Origin of the sequence: Nostoc sp. (genome assembly GCF_036919555.1) — a bacterium.
Classification (GTDB): domain Bacteria; phylum Cyanobacteriota; class Cyanobacteriia; order Cyanobacteriales; family Nostocaceae; genus Nostoc.
Genome location: NZ_JBALCS010000122.1, coordinates 61,722 through 78,132, shown reverse-complemented (window position 1 = coordinate 78,132; position 16,411 = coordinate 61,722). Strand labels below are relative to the sequence as shown.

The 16,411-nt window shown below is 40.7% G+C and carries 12 protein-coding genes and 1 pseudogene; 9 read left to right on the top strand and 4 right to left on the bottom strand.

What is annotated here, in order from left to right:
• Positions 1-92 precede the first annotated feature (92 nt).
• From V7K36_RS32890 to V7K36_RS32870, 5 genes are all read left to right on the top strand, one after another.
• Positions 93-1,322 (top strand): glycosyltransferase family 4 protein, encoded by a 1,230-nt coding sequence (locus tag V7K36_RS32890; protein WP_335122119.1) that lies wholly within the window; start codon positions 93-95, stop codon positions 1,320-1,322.
• A gap of 298 nt (positions 1,323-1,620) precedes the next feature.
• Positions 1,621-3,693, top strand: a complete 2,073-nt coding sequence (locus V7K36_RS32885; protein ID WP_335122118.1) for a GumC family protein — start codon at positions 1,621-1,623, stop codon at positions 3,691-3,693.
• Positions 3,694-3,996: 303 nt separating this feature from the next.
• A complete protein-coding gene (locus V7K36_RS32880) occupies positions 3,997-4,266 on the top strand; it encodes a hypothetical protein (RefSeq protein WP_335122116.1) in 270 nt (89 codons plus the stop codon).
• A 163-nt stretch (positions 4,267-4,429) separates the two neighbouring features.
• Positions 4,430-5,101: a sugar transferase gene (locus tag V7K36_RS32875; RefSeq protein ID WP_335122156.1), complete on the top strand. Its 672-nt coding sequence runs from the start codon at positions 4,430-4,432 to the stop codon at positions 5,099-5,101.
• A 313-nt stretch (positions 5,102-5,414) separates the two neighbouring features.
• Positions 5,415-6,485, top strand: a complete 1,071-nt coding sequence (locus V7K36_RS32870; RefSeq protein WP_335122114.1) for a hypothetical protein — start codon at positions 5,415-5,417, stop codon at positions 6,483-6,485.
• Here the strand turns inward: V7K36_RS32870 and V7K36_RS32865 are convergent.
• Positions 6,482-6,625: pseudogene (locus V7K36_RS32865) on the bottom strand (ISKra4 family transposase); the annotation flags it as partial. The gene V7K36_RS32870 and the pseudogene V7K36_RS32865 sit on opposite strands and share 4 nt — an antisense overlap.
• A gap of 969 nt (positions 6,626-7,594) precedes the next feature.
• On the opposite strand from V7K36_RS32865, the gene V7K36_RS32860 reads away from it, so the two are divergent.
• From V7K36_RS32860 to V7K36_RS32845, 4 genes are all read left to right on the top strand, one after another.
• Positions 7,595-8,023, top strand: a complete 429-nt coding sequence (locus tag V7K36_RS32860) for a hypothetical protein (protein WP_335122112.1) — start codon at positions 7,595-7,597, stop codon at positions 8,021-8,023.
• Positions 8,024-8,071: 48 nt separating this feature from the next.
• Positions 8,072-9,493, top strand: a complete 1,422-nt coding sequence (locus tag V7K36_RS32855) for an O-antigen ligase family protein (protein ID WP_335122110.1) — start codon at positions 8,072-8,074, stop codon at positions 9,491-9,493.
• A gap of 350 nt (positions 9,494-9,843) precedes the next feature.
• A complete protein-coding gene (locus V7K36_RS32850) occupies positions 9,844-10,740 on the top strand; it encodes a hypothetical protein (protein WP_335122108.1) in 897 nt (298 codons plus the stop codon).
• 177 nt (positions 10,741-10,917) lie between these two features.
• On the top strand, positions 10,918-11,637 hold the full coding sequence (locus tag V7K36_RS32845; RefSeq protein WP_335122106.1) for a hypothetical protein: 720 nt from the start codon (positions 10,918-10,920) through the stop codon (positions 11,635-11,637).
• A gap of 470 nt (positions 11,638-12,107) precedes the next feature.
• On the opposite strand, the gene V7K36_RS32840 is transcribed toward V7K36_RS32845, so the two are convergent.
• From V7K36_RS32840 to V7K36_RS32830, 3 genes are read right to left on the bottom strand one after another with little or no spacing between them, the layout of a single operon-like run.
• Complete coding sequence (locus V7K36_RS32840; protein WP_335122104.1) at positions 12,108-13,607, bottom strand: nickel/cobalt transporter; 1,500 nt, start codon at positions 13,605-13,607, stop codon at positions 12,108-12,110.
• Between the two features lie 18 nt (positions 13,608-13,625).
• Positions 13,626-15,026, bottom strand: a complete 1,401-nt coding sequence (locus V7K36_RS32835) for a tetratricopeptide repeat protein (protein ID WP_335122103.1) — start codon at positions 15,024-15,026, stop codon at positions 13,626-13,628.
• 5 nt (positions 15,027-15,031) lie between these two features.
• Positions 15,032-16,222 carry a DUF4331 domain-containing protein gene (locus tag V7K36_RS32830; RefSeq protein WP_335122154.1) on the bottom strand — a complete coding sequence of 397 codons (1,191 nt, stop codon included), beginning with the start codon at positions 16,220-16,222 and terminating at the stop codon, positions 15,032-15,034.
• Positions 16,223-16,411 lie beyond the last annotated feature (189 nt).

Genomic DNA, 16,411 nt, shown 5'->3' with positions numbered 1-16,411 from the left:
TACTTTTTTGAGTCCAATTTATTTTTTGAATTGGTCTAATTTAAGTGCGGATTAGTATTATTTTCCAAAAGTTTCATTTACCTGAATAGAACATGAAGATTGCAGTTATAGGTGCAAAAGGGTTGCCCCCAGAAGAAGGCGGTATCGAGCATCATTGTGCAGAAATTTATCCACGCATGGTTGCTCAGGGTCACTCGGTAGACCTCTTTGCTCGCTCTTTTTACACAAGAATGCCTGCATTTAGACAATATGATTTCAAAGGAGTTCGAGTGATTTCTCTACCGTGTCCCAAAGTGGGCGGTTCAGATGTAATCATTAGCTCAGCATTAGGCGCTATGCTAACAGCTGGAGATTATGACATTGTTCACTTTCATGCTTTAGGACCATCGTTATTCAGTTGGTTAACGCGCATGATCTCACCAGCTAAGGTTGTCGTCACTTGCCACGGTTTAGACTGGCAACGTGCGAAATGGGGAAAACTGGCGCGGTTGTCTATCTTGCTGGGTGAAAAAATTGCTGTTTCCAATGCCCATGAAATGGTTGTAGTGTCTGGTGCATTGCAATCATACTTTATTAACAACTACAGTCGAGACTCTGCCTATATTCCTAACGCCCCAGCCAGCTATCCTGCTTCTGATACTAAATTTACTTGGACTTCCTCGTTGGGTTTAGTGCGAGGACGGTACATGGTGTTCTTAGGCCGGCTGGTTCCTGAAAAGTGTCCTGATCTGTTGATAAAAGCATTTCAATCACTTCAAAAATCAGGTTGGAAACTGGTTTTAGTCGGAGGAGATGATTCTCCCACCTTTAAAGCAAAGTTGCTCAGTTTAGCTAACAACAATCCAAATATTCTTTTTACTGGTCCACTCTTGGGTGCTCGCCTGGCGGAAATTGTGAGAGGATCGGGGTTGTTTGTGCTACCTTCAGATATTGAAGGATTACCGATGGCAATGCTAGAAGCTATGGCAGAGGGTGTTCCAATTATTGCCAGCGATATTTTGCCTCATAGGCAACTTCTCGGACAAAATCGAGGCCTACTTTTCCGGAAAGGAGATGTTAATTCATGTATTGAGAAGCTAGATTGGGCAATCCATAACACTCAAGAAATTCAAAAATTCGCTGAACAAGCAAAAATTTATGTAAGCGCGAACTATAATTGGGAGCAAATTACAAACAAGTTTATTGATCTGTACAATAGAATCTCAACAAAACCACTTACTGTTCCTACTTCGACACTAGCCTCACTATATGCAGATCAGGTAAAATCTGCTACATTAATGGAGTCAGCACTCGGTACTAAGTATTTGGAAGCAGACAGCTAATCTAAATTAGTGAAGATATCCACATTCGGTGAAGTCAACACAGCATCAAAAATAGACACTCTTCTACAATTTATAGCCTTGACTATTTCTCTCAAAAGCTATGAATATTGGAGAATAAAAGCTGGAAGCGACAACAATGCAATCCTCAATCTAGCCTATTAATAGCTTCGATAGCACGAAAAATATTTCTCATAACAGGAAAGATTTCATGAAAAGTATGCCAGCGTTAGCGTTCTCACTAAAACGCAATTTTTGGAGTGCGCTTGCTTCGTTTGCCTCGGTGCTCGTCGTATCATATTTGTACTTAAAAACGACCCCACCAGTTTACGAAGGTTCAGCTCGGTTGATTCTTGATGATCGAAGAGTTAGCGTTTCTGATCTGGGCCAAGCGTTAGCGGCAAATACAACCTCAGGAAATGCAAACCCGATTGCAACTCAAGCGGAATTAGTTTCCTCGGAGCGCGTTTTAAAACGAGCATTGGAGATGCTATCTCATAAAAAATTATCTCATAAAATCACCTCAGTTGATAAAATTGGTTCTAGACTCAGAGTAAAAATTGTACCCGCTACCAATATTCTGGAATTGCGATACAAGGATTCAGATCCAGAGTTAGTTGCAGCTATGCTAAACGCGATATCTAACGCAATGGTGCAAGAAAATGGAGAATCCATTCGTCAACAAGCTTCATCAGTTCGGAAGTTTATTGAGGGGCGAATCCCGGAGCAGCAAGAAAAGCTAGCGCGTGCGGAAACGGCTGAAAGTCGGTTCAAACAAGCTAACAGCATTGTTTCTCTGGAAACTCAAGATACCAGTTTGACTAACAGCTTAACCACTTTGGAAGATCAAGAACGCACATTGATGGCACAACTTCAAGAAGCACAACGAAAAAGTGAACAACTTCAAAAAGTTATTGGCAGCAAAAATATTCAAAGTGCTTATACAGCATCACGTGCTGGTCAAGATGACGAACTTAAAGGTTTGCGAGCTAGGCTTATTGAACTAGACTCGCAAATTATTGAGGCTCGGGGTCGTTTCTCCGATCAACATCCATCGGTGATTAACTTGCTTCAAAAGCGAGATGAGACACGCGCTCTATATAATCAAAGTCTTAGGCGGATTGTTCCTGTTGAATCATCGATTCCTGCAAACGAAGTTGCATCTGATGACTTGAGCCGTAGCTTGATCTCTACGTACATTACGGGTGAAATTGAGTACAACGCATTAATAGATAAGCTAAAAGTTATCAGAAGCCAAAAAGTTGCTTTGCAATCGCGCGTGACTGAGTTACCTGTTAAGCAACGAATTCTCTCTGCTTTAGTCCGTAGGCACGAACAGGAAGGCGCAACTCTCAATTTACTACAGAATAAGTTAGAAGAAGCACGGATCGCGGAAGCGCAACTCGTCAGTAATGTTCATATTGTCGGGCTGGCTTCCGTTCCGACTTCGCCTGCAAACCCGAAGCCAATGGTTATTTTGCTGTTAGGAACAACAGCAGGTTTAGTGTTAGCGATCGGTGTAATTCTTTTGGGTGAAATGCTAAATACAAAGATTGGCAGCGCAGAGGAAGTAGAAGATCAGATTAAGCTACCAGTGTTGGGAAATCTTGCCCAGCGATTACCAATACAACCGGGTCAGTTAGACCGCTTTTTGAACAATCCAAAAGCAGTTGAACCTTATCGTCGGTTGCTCAAAAAGTTACAACTCAACAACAAAAACCAGCTGAAGTCTATTCTCATCACTAGTAGTATCAGTGGCGAGGGAAAATCGAGTGTCTGTGTCTATTTAGCAAGTGTAGCAACAATGTTGTCTAAAAGAACACTGCTAATTGATGCTGATTTGAGTAATCCATTACAGCACTACTTTTTTAACTTGTCTGCTCAGCCTGGTTTGACTGATGCTGTATGTGAAGAAGCATCGCTGCTGTCAGTGGTACAACACACTGAGATCGAGGGTCTTGATGTATTGACATATGGCGGATTCCCCAATCGTCATGCCCAAGTTATAGAAGCGACGGCGATGAAAAAATTGATTGCGACTGCAATGACCCTTTATGATTTAGTAATTATTTGTACTTCTCCTTTGCGTGAATACACTGATGCTATGACCTTAAGTGGTGAGACGGATGGAGTTGTGTTAGTTGTGCGCCCTGACTTTACGCCTAAAGCGATCGCACAGCAAATGATTGATGATTTACAACGCAGTGGTGCTTCGATTTTAGGAACAGTAGTCAATGTAACTCCTGACCCCAAAAACCTCTTGCGTGCATCAAACAAAGAGGGTAAGCTCATGATGGAAGAAACGCCAAAACATGAGATTAAAGCAAACAAAGGCGATCACTTCCAACAGACTGAGGGACAAAAGTTTTTCTAAACATATACAATATAGTATTTATACTATATTGTATAGACAATAAAATCTGAACAAATCAGTGATTTGATTATTAATCGGAAGAATCTTCAATCATTCATACTTGATAAATCCTAATTCGTAATTAAAGCCAGTTACTAATACCTCTGCCAATTTACAGGCTGAAGCAAAAACCACGTACAGACGAGGGTAATTAAACCCAAAGATTAAGCATTAGATTAGTAATTAGTTAAATTAGGCTAGAAGAGGAAGCCGCTAGCAGTGTTAGAGTCTTTACCTTTTGGATGATTATTGTAAATTAAAGGGTTGAAAGTCCCTCTCTTACAAAGTTCTGAGCGACGGGAGCCGGCGCTCAACGCCAGTTCGTTCAAGTCGGGAGACCCCTACCTTTCTCCTAACCCAGACACACTCGCATTCGGGAACGCCTTGAGCGAACGGGTGACGCTCCTACGTCGCTACCGCTACGCTAACGGCAGTCCACAAGGGCGGAATAGCCGCACGTGTGGCTATTCCGCCCACACGACTGGCTCGAATGCAGCGCTACGTCTACACGTAGCCCCAGTTACCCTGCTCTAAGCAAGCTACAGACGGGGTTTAAACCCCGTCTGTAGCTTGCTTAGCGTGCCGTAGGCAAAATGTCTTTAATGCAAGTATTTTGAATTGTTAACATTCTTACGCAGATTTATTTCTCTACTTAAACCTATTAGCAACATAGACTCACTTTAGTTTGTCAAGAATGATGTACCCCAAACAATTACGCAGCATTATTCAAAGTGCTACAACTAGAGAATTACAATTTACTCCACATATCTCAGTAAAGTCTAAATTTAAGCGTTGTTTAGACATTATAGGTAGCTTACTAGGATTACTAGTTCTAGCCATTGTATTTGTACCTGTAGCGATCGCGATTAAAATTGATAGTCCCGGCCCTATTTTCTTCACTCAAGAACGCTATGGACTTCAAGGTTGCCCGTTTGTGATTCGCAAATTCCGTTCGATGGTGAGCAATGCAGAGCAATTAAAGTCTTTAGTTAACAATGAAGCTAACGGATTGATATTCAAAAACAAAAATGATTTCCGAGTAACCAAGGTGGGTCAGTTTTTGAGGCGTTCTAGTCTTGATGAACTACCTCAGTTTTGGAATGTTCTAGTAGGTGAAATGAGTTTGGTAGGAACACGTCCGCCCACACCCGATGAAGTTGTCCATTATACTAAACGCCACTGGCAACGTTTAAATGTCAAGCCTGGTTTAACTGGCGAATGGCAAATAAATGGTCGGTCTCAAGTCACAGATTTTGAACAAATAGTTGACTTAGACTTGCAATACCAAACAAATTGGCACCCCTTATATGACTTATGGTTAATTAGCAAAACTTTTTACGTAATTTTTCACCGAATTGGCGCTTTCTAGAGTCACAACTAACAATTATGAGTTTGTAATTACTAATTCATATTTATGTTATGTATGTGGATTTTAACCCTAACGTGACGAATTGTAGAGTTTGGTTACTCTAACCCGTTTCTTAATTACGAATTAGTAATGACTAGAGGTGCAAAGCCTTGCGCCTTTAAACAAGAACCTATCCCACTAATCAAAAAATGTCATAGCTTGCTTATTTATCGGCACAGAAGTGTGTATCAGGCTATCGCAGGACATTTTGAGGGATTGAGTGATTTAGAGTAGAAGTTGTTTGAAGATATATTTCCGAAGGAGCCAGAAAAACGTGGGAACTGAAATTCAAAGAAAACAAGTTGTTCGTAAATACAAAAAGGCATTAGAGCAGAGAGAAAATCTTAGCAAGCATAATTACTTGGCGCAACGTTTGGCTGATATCGATGAAATTAATACAGAAATAGCAGATTGGATATATGAGTTGCAAAATATCTTAGAGCATACTCTAAGAACAGAAAATACAATTTCAGCTGAAGACTTGCGGATTCAAGAGATATTTCCAGCAATGAAAGCGCCCCAGGAATTATTAGTTAGATCACAAATACCACAATTCCACAAACCACCATCTCTTTTTAAGTGGGTTATACAACTCCTACCTTTCTTAGAAAAAGCATATATGAGGGCAGTGAAAAAAGCTGAATCGAATTATCAACTTGCTAAGAAACAATATGAAGAAGCCGAAACTAGCCGCCAAGTATCACTAGAGGATTCTAAAGCAAATTACAAATCAAATAAACATACTTTTATTTTAGACTTAAAAAAGTGCAATGCAGAGGTGGATGAGTTAAAAACAGGTTACAAGAATGGGCAACAAGCAGCTATAGTTATCTACAATGAAATAATATTAGAAAGTTCAGTATACCCATCCTTAGAAGGATTCCAATATCTTTCTTATACAGATAAAGACCAGATAGCATTTCCCAAAAAATTCCACGTCTCTTATCTATCTGAAGCTAAACAATTAATTATTGATTATGAACTGCCTAATGCTAAGATTATTCCGACAATAGTAGGACTCAAGTATGATCATAGTAAAGATAATATTATGGGTACAACTATAAAGCCTATTGAAATCGGGGAATTATATCAAGATATAGTAGCAGCTATCACATTACGAACGATTAGAGAAGTTTTTATTGCAGATATGGCTCAACACTTAAATATAGTTGTATTTAATGGTTTTGTTCAGAAAGTTGACCCGGTTACAAGAAAGGATACACAAACTTACTTAATATCAGTCCAAGTTACTAAGGATAGTTTCAATAGTCTTAATTTCGATACAATTGATAAACTTACTTGTCTACGAAATTTGGGAGCATCCACTTTTGGCGGAAATACTTAAATAGCCAGTAAACCATTGAGAGAAGCACAACGAACAGAGAGAATTTGATGAACACTTTCAAGATTCCACTGTGCGCCAGAAATTTTCATGCTGGCTCCAATTTGTTTAATTGCAGACTCGACTGCACCAGAACCAATAGACTTGTCCGAAATATTAACTTAGTAAAAGAAAAATGGTAAAACAGCTTTGAAAAACTAGGAGTTCATTTTTATGCCTCTAAACTATCACTAACTATCTCAAACCCTTATAAGTAAGTCGGTACGATAAAACCAAGGTATGTTTAGTTTTGTAAAAATCCTGGAACTATTTATTAGCTTTTTGGTGACTTTATACTTCGTTACATAGGTTGATTTTTTAACGCCGATTTACTTACCCGGAAAACTACGGGAACTTTTAGTTTTTGTTGACATTCTAAGTGGGTGGAAATAAATAAGCAAGATTATGTAAACAAACGTTAAGGAAGAAATTACGATGATACTACGCGCCATCGGCACCCACAATCTGTTTACTTTTTCCACCCACTTATACTGATCGCAAGTCTTTACAAATTTCATACTAAAATCATACAATCTTAGTATTGCCAGTCGCGTATCGTTCTCAAAATTTATTATTATTCAGAGCAAGAATTAATTGTTGCTGAAAGCTTTTTAAACAGCTTACATAAATATCTATCCAGTCTTTCCAAGTGTTTATTTTAACTGCCTAAAGCCTACCTCTGAAGTGCTTACATTGGTTGTAAGCTAGCACAATTGCTCTATTCCTTACCCTTAAGCCATTAATTTATCTTGTCTTTTCAAAATCTCGGAATATACTGCCATGTATGAATTCTTTGTAAAGTTATTCAATTAAGTCTTTTTACATAATATGATGTTTAATATTGGATTACTAATCAATATTTACATCAGTAATAACACCAAAGTAAGTTAACCAAAAAATGGAAAGCCTCTAAATAAGGGATAAGGAAAAAAGTAAACAGATTGTGGGTGCCGATGGCGCGTAGCATCATCGTAATTTCTTCCTTAACCTTTGTTTACATAATTTTTCTTATTTATTTCCACCCACTTAATACTGTTAAATAGCCCATTCCAAGTTGTGTGGAGTAAAATCGAATGCAGCGAAGATGTGATCTCAACCGGAAACGTTCAAAACGACGCAAAATCCACTGCTCAATCGATGCTTCCTATTTAGATAGCGTTAGCCAAAAATATCTCTTATTTGCCAACCTCTCGGTTCAGCTCCAACAACGTGGAGTTAGTCGCAAGACTGCTTTATTGTTGCTATCGAACAAGTCCACTGTCCCTCTGAAGGACGAGTGGTTAGAAGCTTTTTGGTGCAAAATATGTAATAAAACTCAATGGTATCATGTTCGCAAAACAGGAAAGCACACGTATGATCTTTCGATCGCACAGCAAGAACTGTGGCAACAGGTACAGGGTGTAGTGAATCCAGATGGTAATCCGTCAGTTGGTGAGTTTACCCGACGGCAGTCGCGGACATTGGGAAGTTTAGCAATAAAAGACTTTAATTTCATTAAATAGTAAACCGCAACTGCTCAAAAACTGCTTAGGCCAATCAGAAAAATACAAATGGCATATTCAAGGTATTGGGTTGGATTAATTGGCATATTGATGGGAATTGTGGCCGGCTTTCTCATTGGAGTTAACCCTCTCTATGTCGGTCTAATTCTATTTGTTCCTGCATTTATTACCTTCTTTTTCAAAAACTTTGAGCTGACTGTTATTGGGCTTTTAATTCTACGAAGTGCGCTTGATCCTTTTTCAGACCAAGGACTGACTCGTGCATTTGCGATTGGAATTTCAGCCTTGACGCTAATCTATGTGATTGTTCGCCTTTTATCCAAACAGACTGTACATATCGATAGTTTCTGGTGCTTTTTCGCAGGATGGTTAGTCGTTCAAGGAATATGGGTTGTTCTGCTTCCTTTAGGTGGCTTAGGATTCGGTAGCGAATATTTGTCAGATGCGGTTCGTGAGTGGGTGCGAGTTTTGTCTTGGTTGATGTCTTACCTACTGACACTTCAGTTGAAAGAACGGTTGCATCCGGAGCAAATCGTTAACAGTCTCTTTCTCGCGCTGGTTATCCCTCTTTCAACAGCCTTTCTGCAACTTGTCGTTCCTGGTCAGTTTCTGCCATCGTTTCTTGCGGTTAATCCTAATCAGCATGATTTTCGCATTAATGGAACATTAGGTTTAGCAAACACATTTGTAACCTTTCTAATTTTTTTCATCGGCTTAGTTTACTGGAAACTTAGCATTGCCCAAAAACGCCTTCCTTGGTTTCTTTTGCTTGGTATACTCGTGTTTTATTTGGTGACTACTAAGGTATTAGTAGGCATTGGTATGCTGGTAGTTTTGATTGCTACACTGGTCATTCCTCGCCTAAATTTTGCCAAAACGTTTGGAGGAATTTTATTGCTTGCTGTCATGGTTGGGTTATTTGCGAGTACCGATTACGGCAGAGAACGCCTAGCTTCTGTTACACAAACTCCATTGCTCAATCCAGATATTGATGTATCGCGTGCCGTCTTGCTCGCTGCGTCCGATGACAATAGCTTTAATTGGAGAATTGCTCAATGGACTTCACTCGTCGGGCACTGGCAACATTTTCCCCTGCTTGGCTATGGACTTCAAACAACAAATGCTTTTGGACCTATGTTTGCTTGGGCACATAATGATTATGTTCGGGCACTAGTTGAGGAAGGAATTGTCGGTCTGGTTTTATTTCTTTTGTTTCTGGGAGTACAACTACTACGACTGCTGCAAATTATTCGCTCTCCCTTGAGCGATCCTTCACAAAAACAGTTTTGTTCAGTTTTATTTGCTTTTCTTTTAGCAGCAATGGTTGGAATGCTGACCGAAAACGTCTGGAGTCATACAGCACTTTTCTTCTACTGGTTTTCAATGTTAGCGATCGCTTCTTGGAATTGGAGCAAGTTTCCACTTAGGTCAGATTCAAGCACAGCATTACGTTCAGCGCAGTTTCAGTAGAACTTTTACATAAATATTTTGTCGTATAATATCGGGTTATTTTAATTTCTGTTTTTATAATTAAAATAGGAAGAATTTATCGATTTTTTCGATTATTCGATTAAGTGTTATCAAGCGTTCGTTCACTAAAATTTTTGACAAAAAACATCGTTTCAGCTATTAATCAATAACTAAAATTATGTAAGCGTTCAGGGGGTTGCAAAAAAGACGGAAAACAACCCCTAAAATCAAGCAATAGAATAAAGTCAAAGCCGATCGCCCTCCCTTTGATCCGGTATTTTTGATTGACGGAGTTAACAAAAATGGAACTGTAGTCGGTCGTCCAGACGATTTGCAAAATTTAGTTGCAGATGGTTTGTGATCAATCCCAGAATCTGGTTACAGAACTGCGTGCGGCGGAAGCATTTCTCGACTCAAGATTACAGGTAACAATTAATCAAGAAATCACCCAAAAGCTGCTCAACCAAATTCTGTCCTTAAAATCGCGGCAGCAACAATTACAGGATATTTTAGCTGAAAGAAATTCTGAAGAACAACTGCAAGAGCTTCAAACAACTCAAAAACAGCTAGAAACGGCAATTGCTGACTATCGCCAAGGGTTAAATGCAGAAATCGAACAAGCTCGACAAATTCGTTTTATAGCGATCGCTGGCGCTCGTGAACAAGCCGCAGCTGCGATCGTTGTAGCTCAAAATCACCTAACTGCTATTGAAAATCAACTTGAAACAGCCACAGATCAACTAAATGAACTGCTAGCAGAAGAAAACCAATTTCGCTCTCAGTATCTGGTCATTTATCCTATTTTTATTGCTACTGCTTTATTAGGCTTGCTGATTCTGATCGGAATTTTCAATCAATCAAGACTATTGCTATTATTGCAAAAGTTTTGGGCTAACTTAGTTACCTACCTGCTTTGGAGTGCGGTAACAATTCTGACTTACTTGGGTATCCTTTGGCTGAAGTACAGTACTAACATTCGCGGTCGAATTCAAAAGGTTCAGAAACAAATTAAACGACTAGAAAGCAGTGTTAAAGCAACTATTGTTGAATTACGTCGTAGCTATAATGAACAATTAAAGTTGGAGTATGATTTATACGCCCAAAATCTCCGCGTCGAGGCATTGAATTCTCTGATTAAAACAACTAAACAAAGGGCTGAGACTTTACGGCAAACTCTTAGCAACTTGTCTGAGATATACAATGATTTGGTTGCTCAACGCGATCAAGCGACGACGAAGTTCTCGTAAGTTAAACTCACAGTTCTCACCGATGCGGATATTGATGCTTATTATCAAACTTTCCTGACCACACTAACAACTGAGACATTCACTCAGGAACGAATTAGCCGCTCTCAGTCGTGGAAAATTTCTGCTGAAGCATTTAAAAATCAACTTATCCCCTTTGTTCGCCAGCAGTTTGAGCAATTGAGCAATTTGTCTATTGGGGAAGTATTAAACCAATCAGATTTAATTGCCGCCAACACTGCCAATTTGTGCTTGAATCAATTTTATAATAGCGCTAACTTGTTGCTGCGAATTCAGGATATTGACACTAATTTAAACCCAACTTCTCAACGCGAGATTACCCTCTGGATGGGAGCAAAAGATAAAGAACAAATTTTTGGGCTTTACAGTCGATTTAGTCGCACCTTAACCGCCTTGGTAGCTGAAGATGAGCAGAGATTGTGTGTTTTGACGCGTTCGTTGGGCTTTCCGGCTTATTTTCTCAGTCAAATTGAGTTTTATCGAGACTGCTATGAGCGGACTCAGAGTGAACAAATCGACGAAGACGAAAACATTCCCGATTTAATCCCCGAAGAAATTGGTTCTGGTAGGGAATTAAAACTAGCTTATCAAATTCTGGTTTTAGCGATCGCTCTTGGGCTACTATCCCAGCATTCTCAAGGTGATTATCAATTCAAGGGTCGGTCACTTGGTAAAGACCGAGAACAAATTGCCTTAGCCTTAGCAACTGAGTTCACCTTTCAGGAACTCTATGGAAACTTAGAAGAAGGTATCGAAACATTTGAACGTGATTTCGTTTACCATAAATTACAGGAGTTAGGAACATCTGCTTCATATTTAAATCATTATGAAGGTAAGCTTTTAGATCATCTACTCTCAGACTATAACCCTCTGAATTAGGCATGAAATTGCCCTTTTTATGGTATGGCGAGAAATGCAAACCATCCATTTTGCAGAACTTAAATTAAAAAAATATCCCATCGTCGGGGCGTATTGCAATACGCCCCGACAAATGTACTAATCAGCGAAAATTTGCAGTGCGAAGTGCAAAATGATTTCGTGAGCAGGATTTCAAAGACTCAAATTGAGCCAAAAAAGTTTTTCAGCCTGTGACAAGCTAATTTCAAAGTAGCCGATTATGCACAAAGCACTTATTAAAAAGATGAAGATAAATCGTTTCATATTTTCCTCGGAATAAGATTTTCTGACATCTATAGGAATCCGATTTGATTTCTGAAAACATACTGAGACTGAAAATCCCGTTTGATCAGGGTTTTATCCGAAATCTTGTTCAAAAATCAGATATGAGTCCTATAGTTATTCAAGGTTGTTTTTACAAAACTGAGTGGTTTTGTTTTCTGCACTTTCATCTAGTTCCAGGGATGAGCGAGTAAAGCCTGTGAAGTAATGCCTAAGCCAATTAGGGTGATACATAAGGCGCTTGCCACTGGTAACATTTTTATTCTGGGTATCTGGAATGGTAAATGCTCAAATCGATCCTTGGCGTAGACTAGCATTAACCCGATTCCAGTTAGTACTGCTGCTAGACCTAAGCTAAAGGCAGATACCAACGCTAATCCAAAGCCAATTCGTCCCAGCGCGATCGCACTCAGCAACACTACTAAGGCCGAAGGACAAGGTAACAAGCCGCCCGATATTCCCAGCGCTAGTAGGCTAGACCACTTCATGGAACTTAGATCACCATCAGGCGGTAGATGCGAATGCTCATGGTGTACATGGTTGTTGTCATGGTGATGGTGATGATGCAAGTCGTGGCTGTGTTCATGACTATGTACATGGTCATTTGAATGAGAGACCTGAGTGGCTTGCAATCGACTGATAAACAAATTCAGACCAATTACAGTTACCAGTACCCCAGAGAGTACGCTTAACCAAGGGTACAATTGCTCTGTCAAAATAAACTGGGATGTGCCAAGAGTGACCAGCCCTAGCGCAAATATGCCAGATGTATGGGTAATCGTGATAATCAGCCCCAGGAATAGGGCTTGTTGGGCATTACTACGGGAACCCACCAAATAAGCACCAACTATCGTTTTCCCATGACCAGGGGACAGAGCGTGTAAACCACCCCATAAAAAGGCGATCGCTAAAGCTATTAGGATAGTCAGGAAATTATGATTTTCCTGGGTAATTAGGTTAGTAAAGACATCGTTGCTTCTTCCTGTCAAAGCATTATCTAAGCGACTAGATGATTTAACAGACGGTGGAGGCGGTTGTTGACTCGATGTCAGAGACGGATTGAGTTTAAAGGAAATCTGACGCTGGTTGAGAGGACTGCTAAGTAACTCAGTAGGGTAATCTCTCAAGCGGTTGGTAATACTCAAAGAGGTGAAATCACCTTGAATAGGAACGCCATTTGCAGCCACAGTAATTTCACGCCAGCCCAAGCGCTGTGGATAAAACTGATCTTCAAATATTAATTCATTCGCGCCTACTAACCTCGTCCTCCCCTGAAAATTACAACTCAGCCGCAGTGTAGATAATCCCCCTACACCTGGAGGAAATTCGACTGTTGATTTTATCAAAGACAGTGCTAAAGGCTGTTTACTGATCAACAGTTCCAGGTGTGAGTTGACTTCTTGGCATTTTTGGTCAGGGTATTCAACCGTCTCTATAGGTTCAGCTTTGCGGTTGTGATTAGTATCTAAGTGATTAATCTCCTGAAAAGCAGGAATTTCTGCCATGTCTAGAACATAATCAATCCCCACACCATCCGGCGCTACCTGCACTCCTGCGTAGTGATTGATGGTGAAATTGCCTAAAGGATGGGCATCTGCCCTCGGCATCCAAAAAAAACATATTGCGATGATTACAGTACTCCAAGCCAAACAATGTAGCAGCTTTTTCATAAAGAACTCCCTATGGCGTTAGGAGTGGGAGAGGTTATTTTGAGAGACAGAACGCATTAGGTTTGCCAAGACTTGACGAGCTTGATCAGCATACTTGTGATGAAATTGAGGATTGAGGCTAACAGCTTGAGTTAGTCGCTTTATTGCTTCCTCACGGTTATTTAAGTGAAGTGCAATCATGCCAGCATGAAATTGCAGCAAAGCATCCTCTGTCCCGAAGCGAGTTGCCCTTTGTGCTGCCCGTTGTGCTTCTTGCCATTGCCCATTAGCCGCAGCTGCCCAAGCCAAAGTATCCTCTGCATATACATCGTCTCGCACTGCTAGTTCACTACGGGCAATCTGTAGAGCCTCTGTTAAATGAATTCCGTGTTCGGTGTAGTAGACTGCCAAAGCGCGATCGTAGATTCCTTTAACCTTGCTCAGGTAAGCTACTACTCCAATCAAATCTTCAGTTTCAGTTGCGCCTTTTTGGTCTCCCAGAGCTAGTTGAGCATCAGCCTTATACGAGAGCGTTTCTACCTGTGGCATCAGTTCTATACCCTGGTTTGCTGCATTCAGAGCATCCTGCCAGCGATGCTGTGCCGCATAGAGGCGGGCTAATCCTGTAAACGCAGCTATATGCCGGGGGAAGAGGTCAAGGCTCTCCCGATACCGCTGCTCAGACAGGGCAAAGTCCCCGGCTGCAAAAGCCAGATCCCCAGTCCGCACATGAAACCAAGCACGAGTTTCTGCGCTCATCGTGTAGAAAGAGTCCATCTCCTGCATAGTTTCATCTAGTAGTTGCCGTGCCGAGGCGAGATTGCCAGTTAACTCTAAGTAACGGGCGACAACTGCGTTATGACCAGAGTTCGATTCTTCCTGTGCAAGGTTCTGCAATAGTTGATGAGTTGCTTCATAGTCACCCAACTCCATCTGAATCGATGCCCTCACTGAGACAATATTGGGATTATCAACAGATGAATTATTTAACACGTCTAAAGCTGATCGAAACTGATGTTGAGATAGTAAAGCTGATGCTAGGAGCATGGAAGAAACCTGATTATGACGCGGCTGTAGTGTCAGGGATCTACGTGCCGCTTGTTCTGCTCGTAACACATCTTCCACATCTGCTATTTCTCGAAAACGCCTCAAATATTGATCAGCCAACAGACGTAAAAATATTGAGGAATTGGGAGATTGGGCAACTTTCTCCTCATAGACGCTGATAATATGCGATCGCTGTAAATAATCGGGTAAGACTAAAGCTGACTGCTTTCCTGGTAATATCTGCCTAGAATTAACAGTCAGCAGTTGCACGGTGCAGGAATATATACCTGACTTACCATTGGTGTAGCCTAAACTTAGCGCTTCTGTATCAGAGGGTCTTAGTAAAACCAGTAGGCTAGTCAGCGCTAACACCCATAGTATTCGTAGATGCATAAATCTTACAAAGGATTACCTAAATAAGGGAAGGTAGGAAGAAAGTTGGCATCATTAGGCCCAACATTATCGCTAGTCAGCCCCGGAATTTGGCCTAGAGTAATCCCTGTAACTGCATTACCAAAGACAACAGATGCTGTTACATCAATTACGTCATCTTTTGGTCTTCTACCACCAAAGTTATTGCCTAACTGAGTACCAAAATAACTCCCACTAGGTTTGGAAAGGTCAGCTTGGATAACATCAGGAATCGCCACTGAGATCACTGCATTGGCTATACCTTGAGGTCTACCGATCGCTTTGACAAAGGCTCGAATGAATTGGGATTGATTGCTAGCGTCTTGGGTTGGTGTCTGAAGATTACTATTATTATGAGCTTTAAAGTCCATAAAAAGTTCATTCAGAGCTGGAACTGCTAACCGCTCAATCTGAGCAAAATTCCGATTTCTGAGTCTAGGAGTTTTAACACTAGTTGTTATCCAAGCACCAATCTTGCCACTACCAAGCAGTTTCCTGGGTAGCTCGACAATAATTGAGTGGACATTGAATGGGGCTAGGGTGTCTTGTGCTTGTCCAGCTGGTCTAAAGGAAAGAACTTGCAAGGGAGGACTGGGATTAGGCTGAAGGCTATAGTTCCGATCCGGGATGATTTTGAAGAATTGTTCTAGATCGAAAAAGAACGGGTCTTTCCGTGTGCCAACAAAGAACTTGATGTCGTTAGATGCGGAGAATGTTTGGTTGAGTTGCCCTGTCAAACTTACTGGAAGCAAAGCTGACTTTGTTCCTACTTTGATTGGACTACTTGGACCGCGGACTGTGACAGTTTGGTATGAGCCTTTACCATTTATATTGAATTGAAGTACGACATCTTCAATACTGTCACCAGTGTTATCAATCTTAAACTGATAAAGAACATTTGGATCGAATGGTCTCCTTTCACCAGAAACGATCAGAGGGTCGAAATCCATCACTAAGACAACATTTTTGGCGTTTGTCGGACTCTTAAACACATACAAATCTGTCAGATCCGCAGCAGTGAGCTTAGTGGCAAGAAAAGTTGTGTCCTGGTGGTCTGAAGCCAAAGCTTTAGGAGTTGCATAGATTAGGACTACTAGCAAAATAGCGACAAATGCCACTATGGGACGAAAAAAATGAGTAGCTCTAGTCAGCGATCGCTTAATCGGAAAAAATGCCATATTTTGCACTAGTTTATTTATAAGTACTCAGCCTTCAGTTGGTATAAAAGAGGTGACACTCCGAGCATTTATTCTCATAGTTGCCCTTCTTGAGGTGTTTTGTCTCTAGTATTGTAAACGTAAATAGTGCAGTTACTACCGAAGTGCCTCACAGCTTATTGGCTTCTACTACTCACTTTCCAGACCAAA

Excerpts from the sequence above, each read along its gene's own strand:
- V7K36_RS32890 (WP_335122119.1), top strand. The coding sequence starts at position 93 with ATGAAGATTGCAGTTATAGGTGCAAAAGGGTTGCCCCCAGAAGAAGGC.
- V7K36_RS32875 (WP_335122156.1), top strand. The coding sequence starts at position 4,430 with ATGTACCCCAAACAATTACGCAGCATTATTCAAAGTGCTACAACTAGA.
- V7K36_RS32860 (WP_335122112.1), top strand. The coding sequence starts at position 7,595 with ATGCAGCGAAGATGTGATCTCAACCGGAAACGTTCAAAACGACGCAAA.
- V7K36_RS32855 (WP_335122110.1), top strand. The coding sequence starts at position 8,072 with ATGGCATATTCAAGGTATTGGGTTGGATTAATTGGCATATTGATGGGA.
- V7K36_RS32850 (WP_335122108.1), top strand. The coding sequence starts at position 9,844 with ATGGTTTGTGATCAATCCCAGAATCTGGTTACAGAACTGCGTGCGGCG.
- V7K36_RS32840 (WP_335122104.1), bottom strand. The coding sequence starts at position 13,607 with ATGAAAAAGCTGCTACATTGTTTGGCTTGGAGTACTGTAATCATCGCA.
- V7K36_RS32835 (WP_335122103.1), bottom strand. The coding sequence starts at position 15,026 with ATGCATCTACGAATACTATGGGTGTTAGCGCTGACTAGCCTACTGGTT.
- V7K36_RS32830 (WP_335122154.1), bottom strand. The coding sequence starts at position 16,222 with ATGGCATTTTTTCCGATTAAGCGATCGCTGACTAGAGCTACTCATTTT.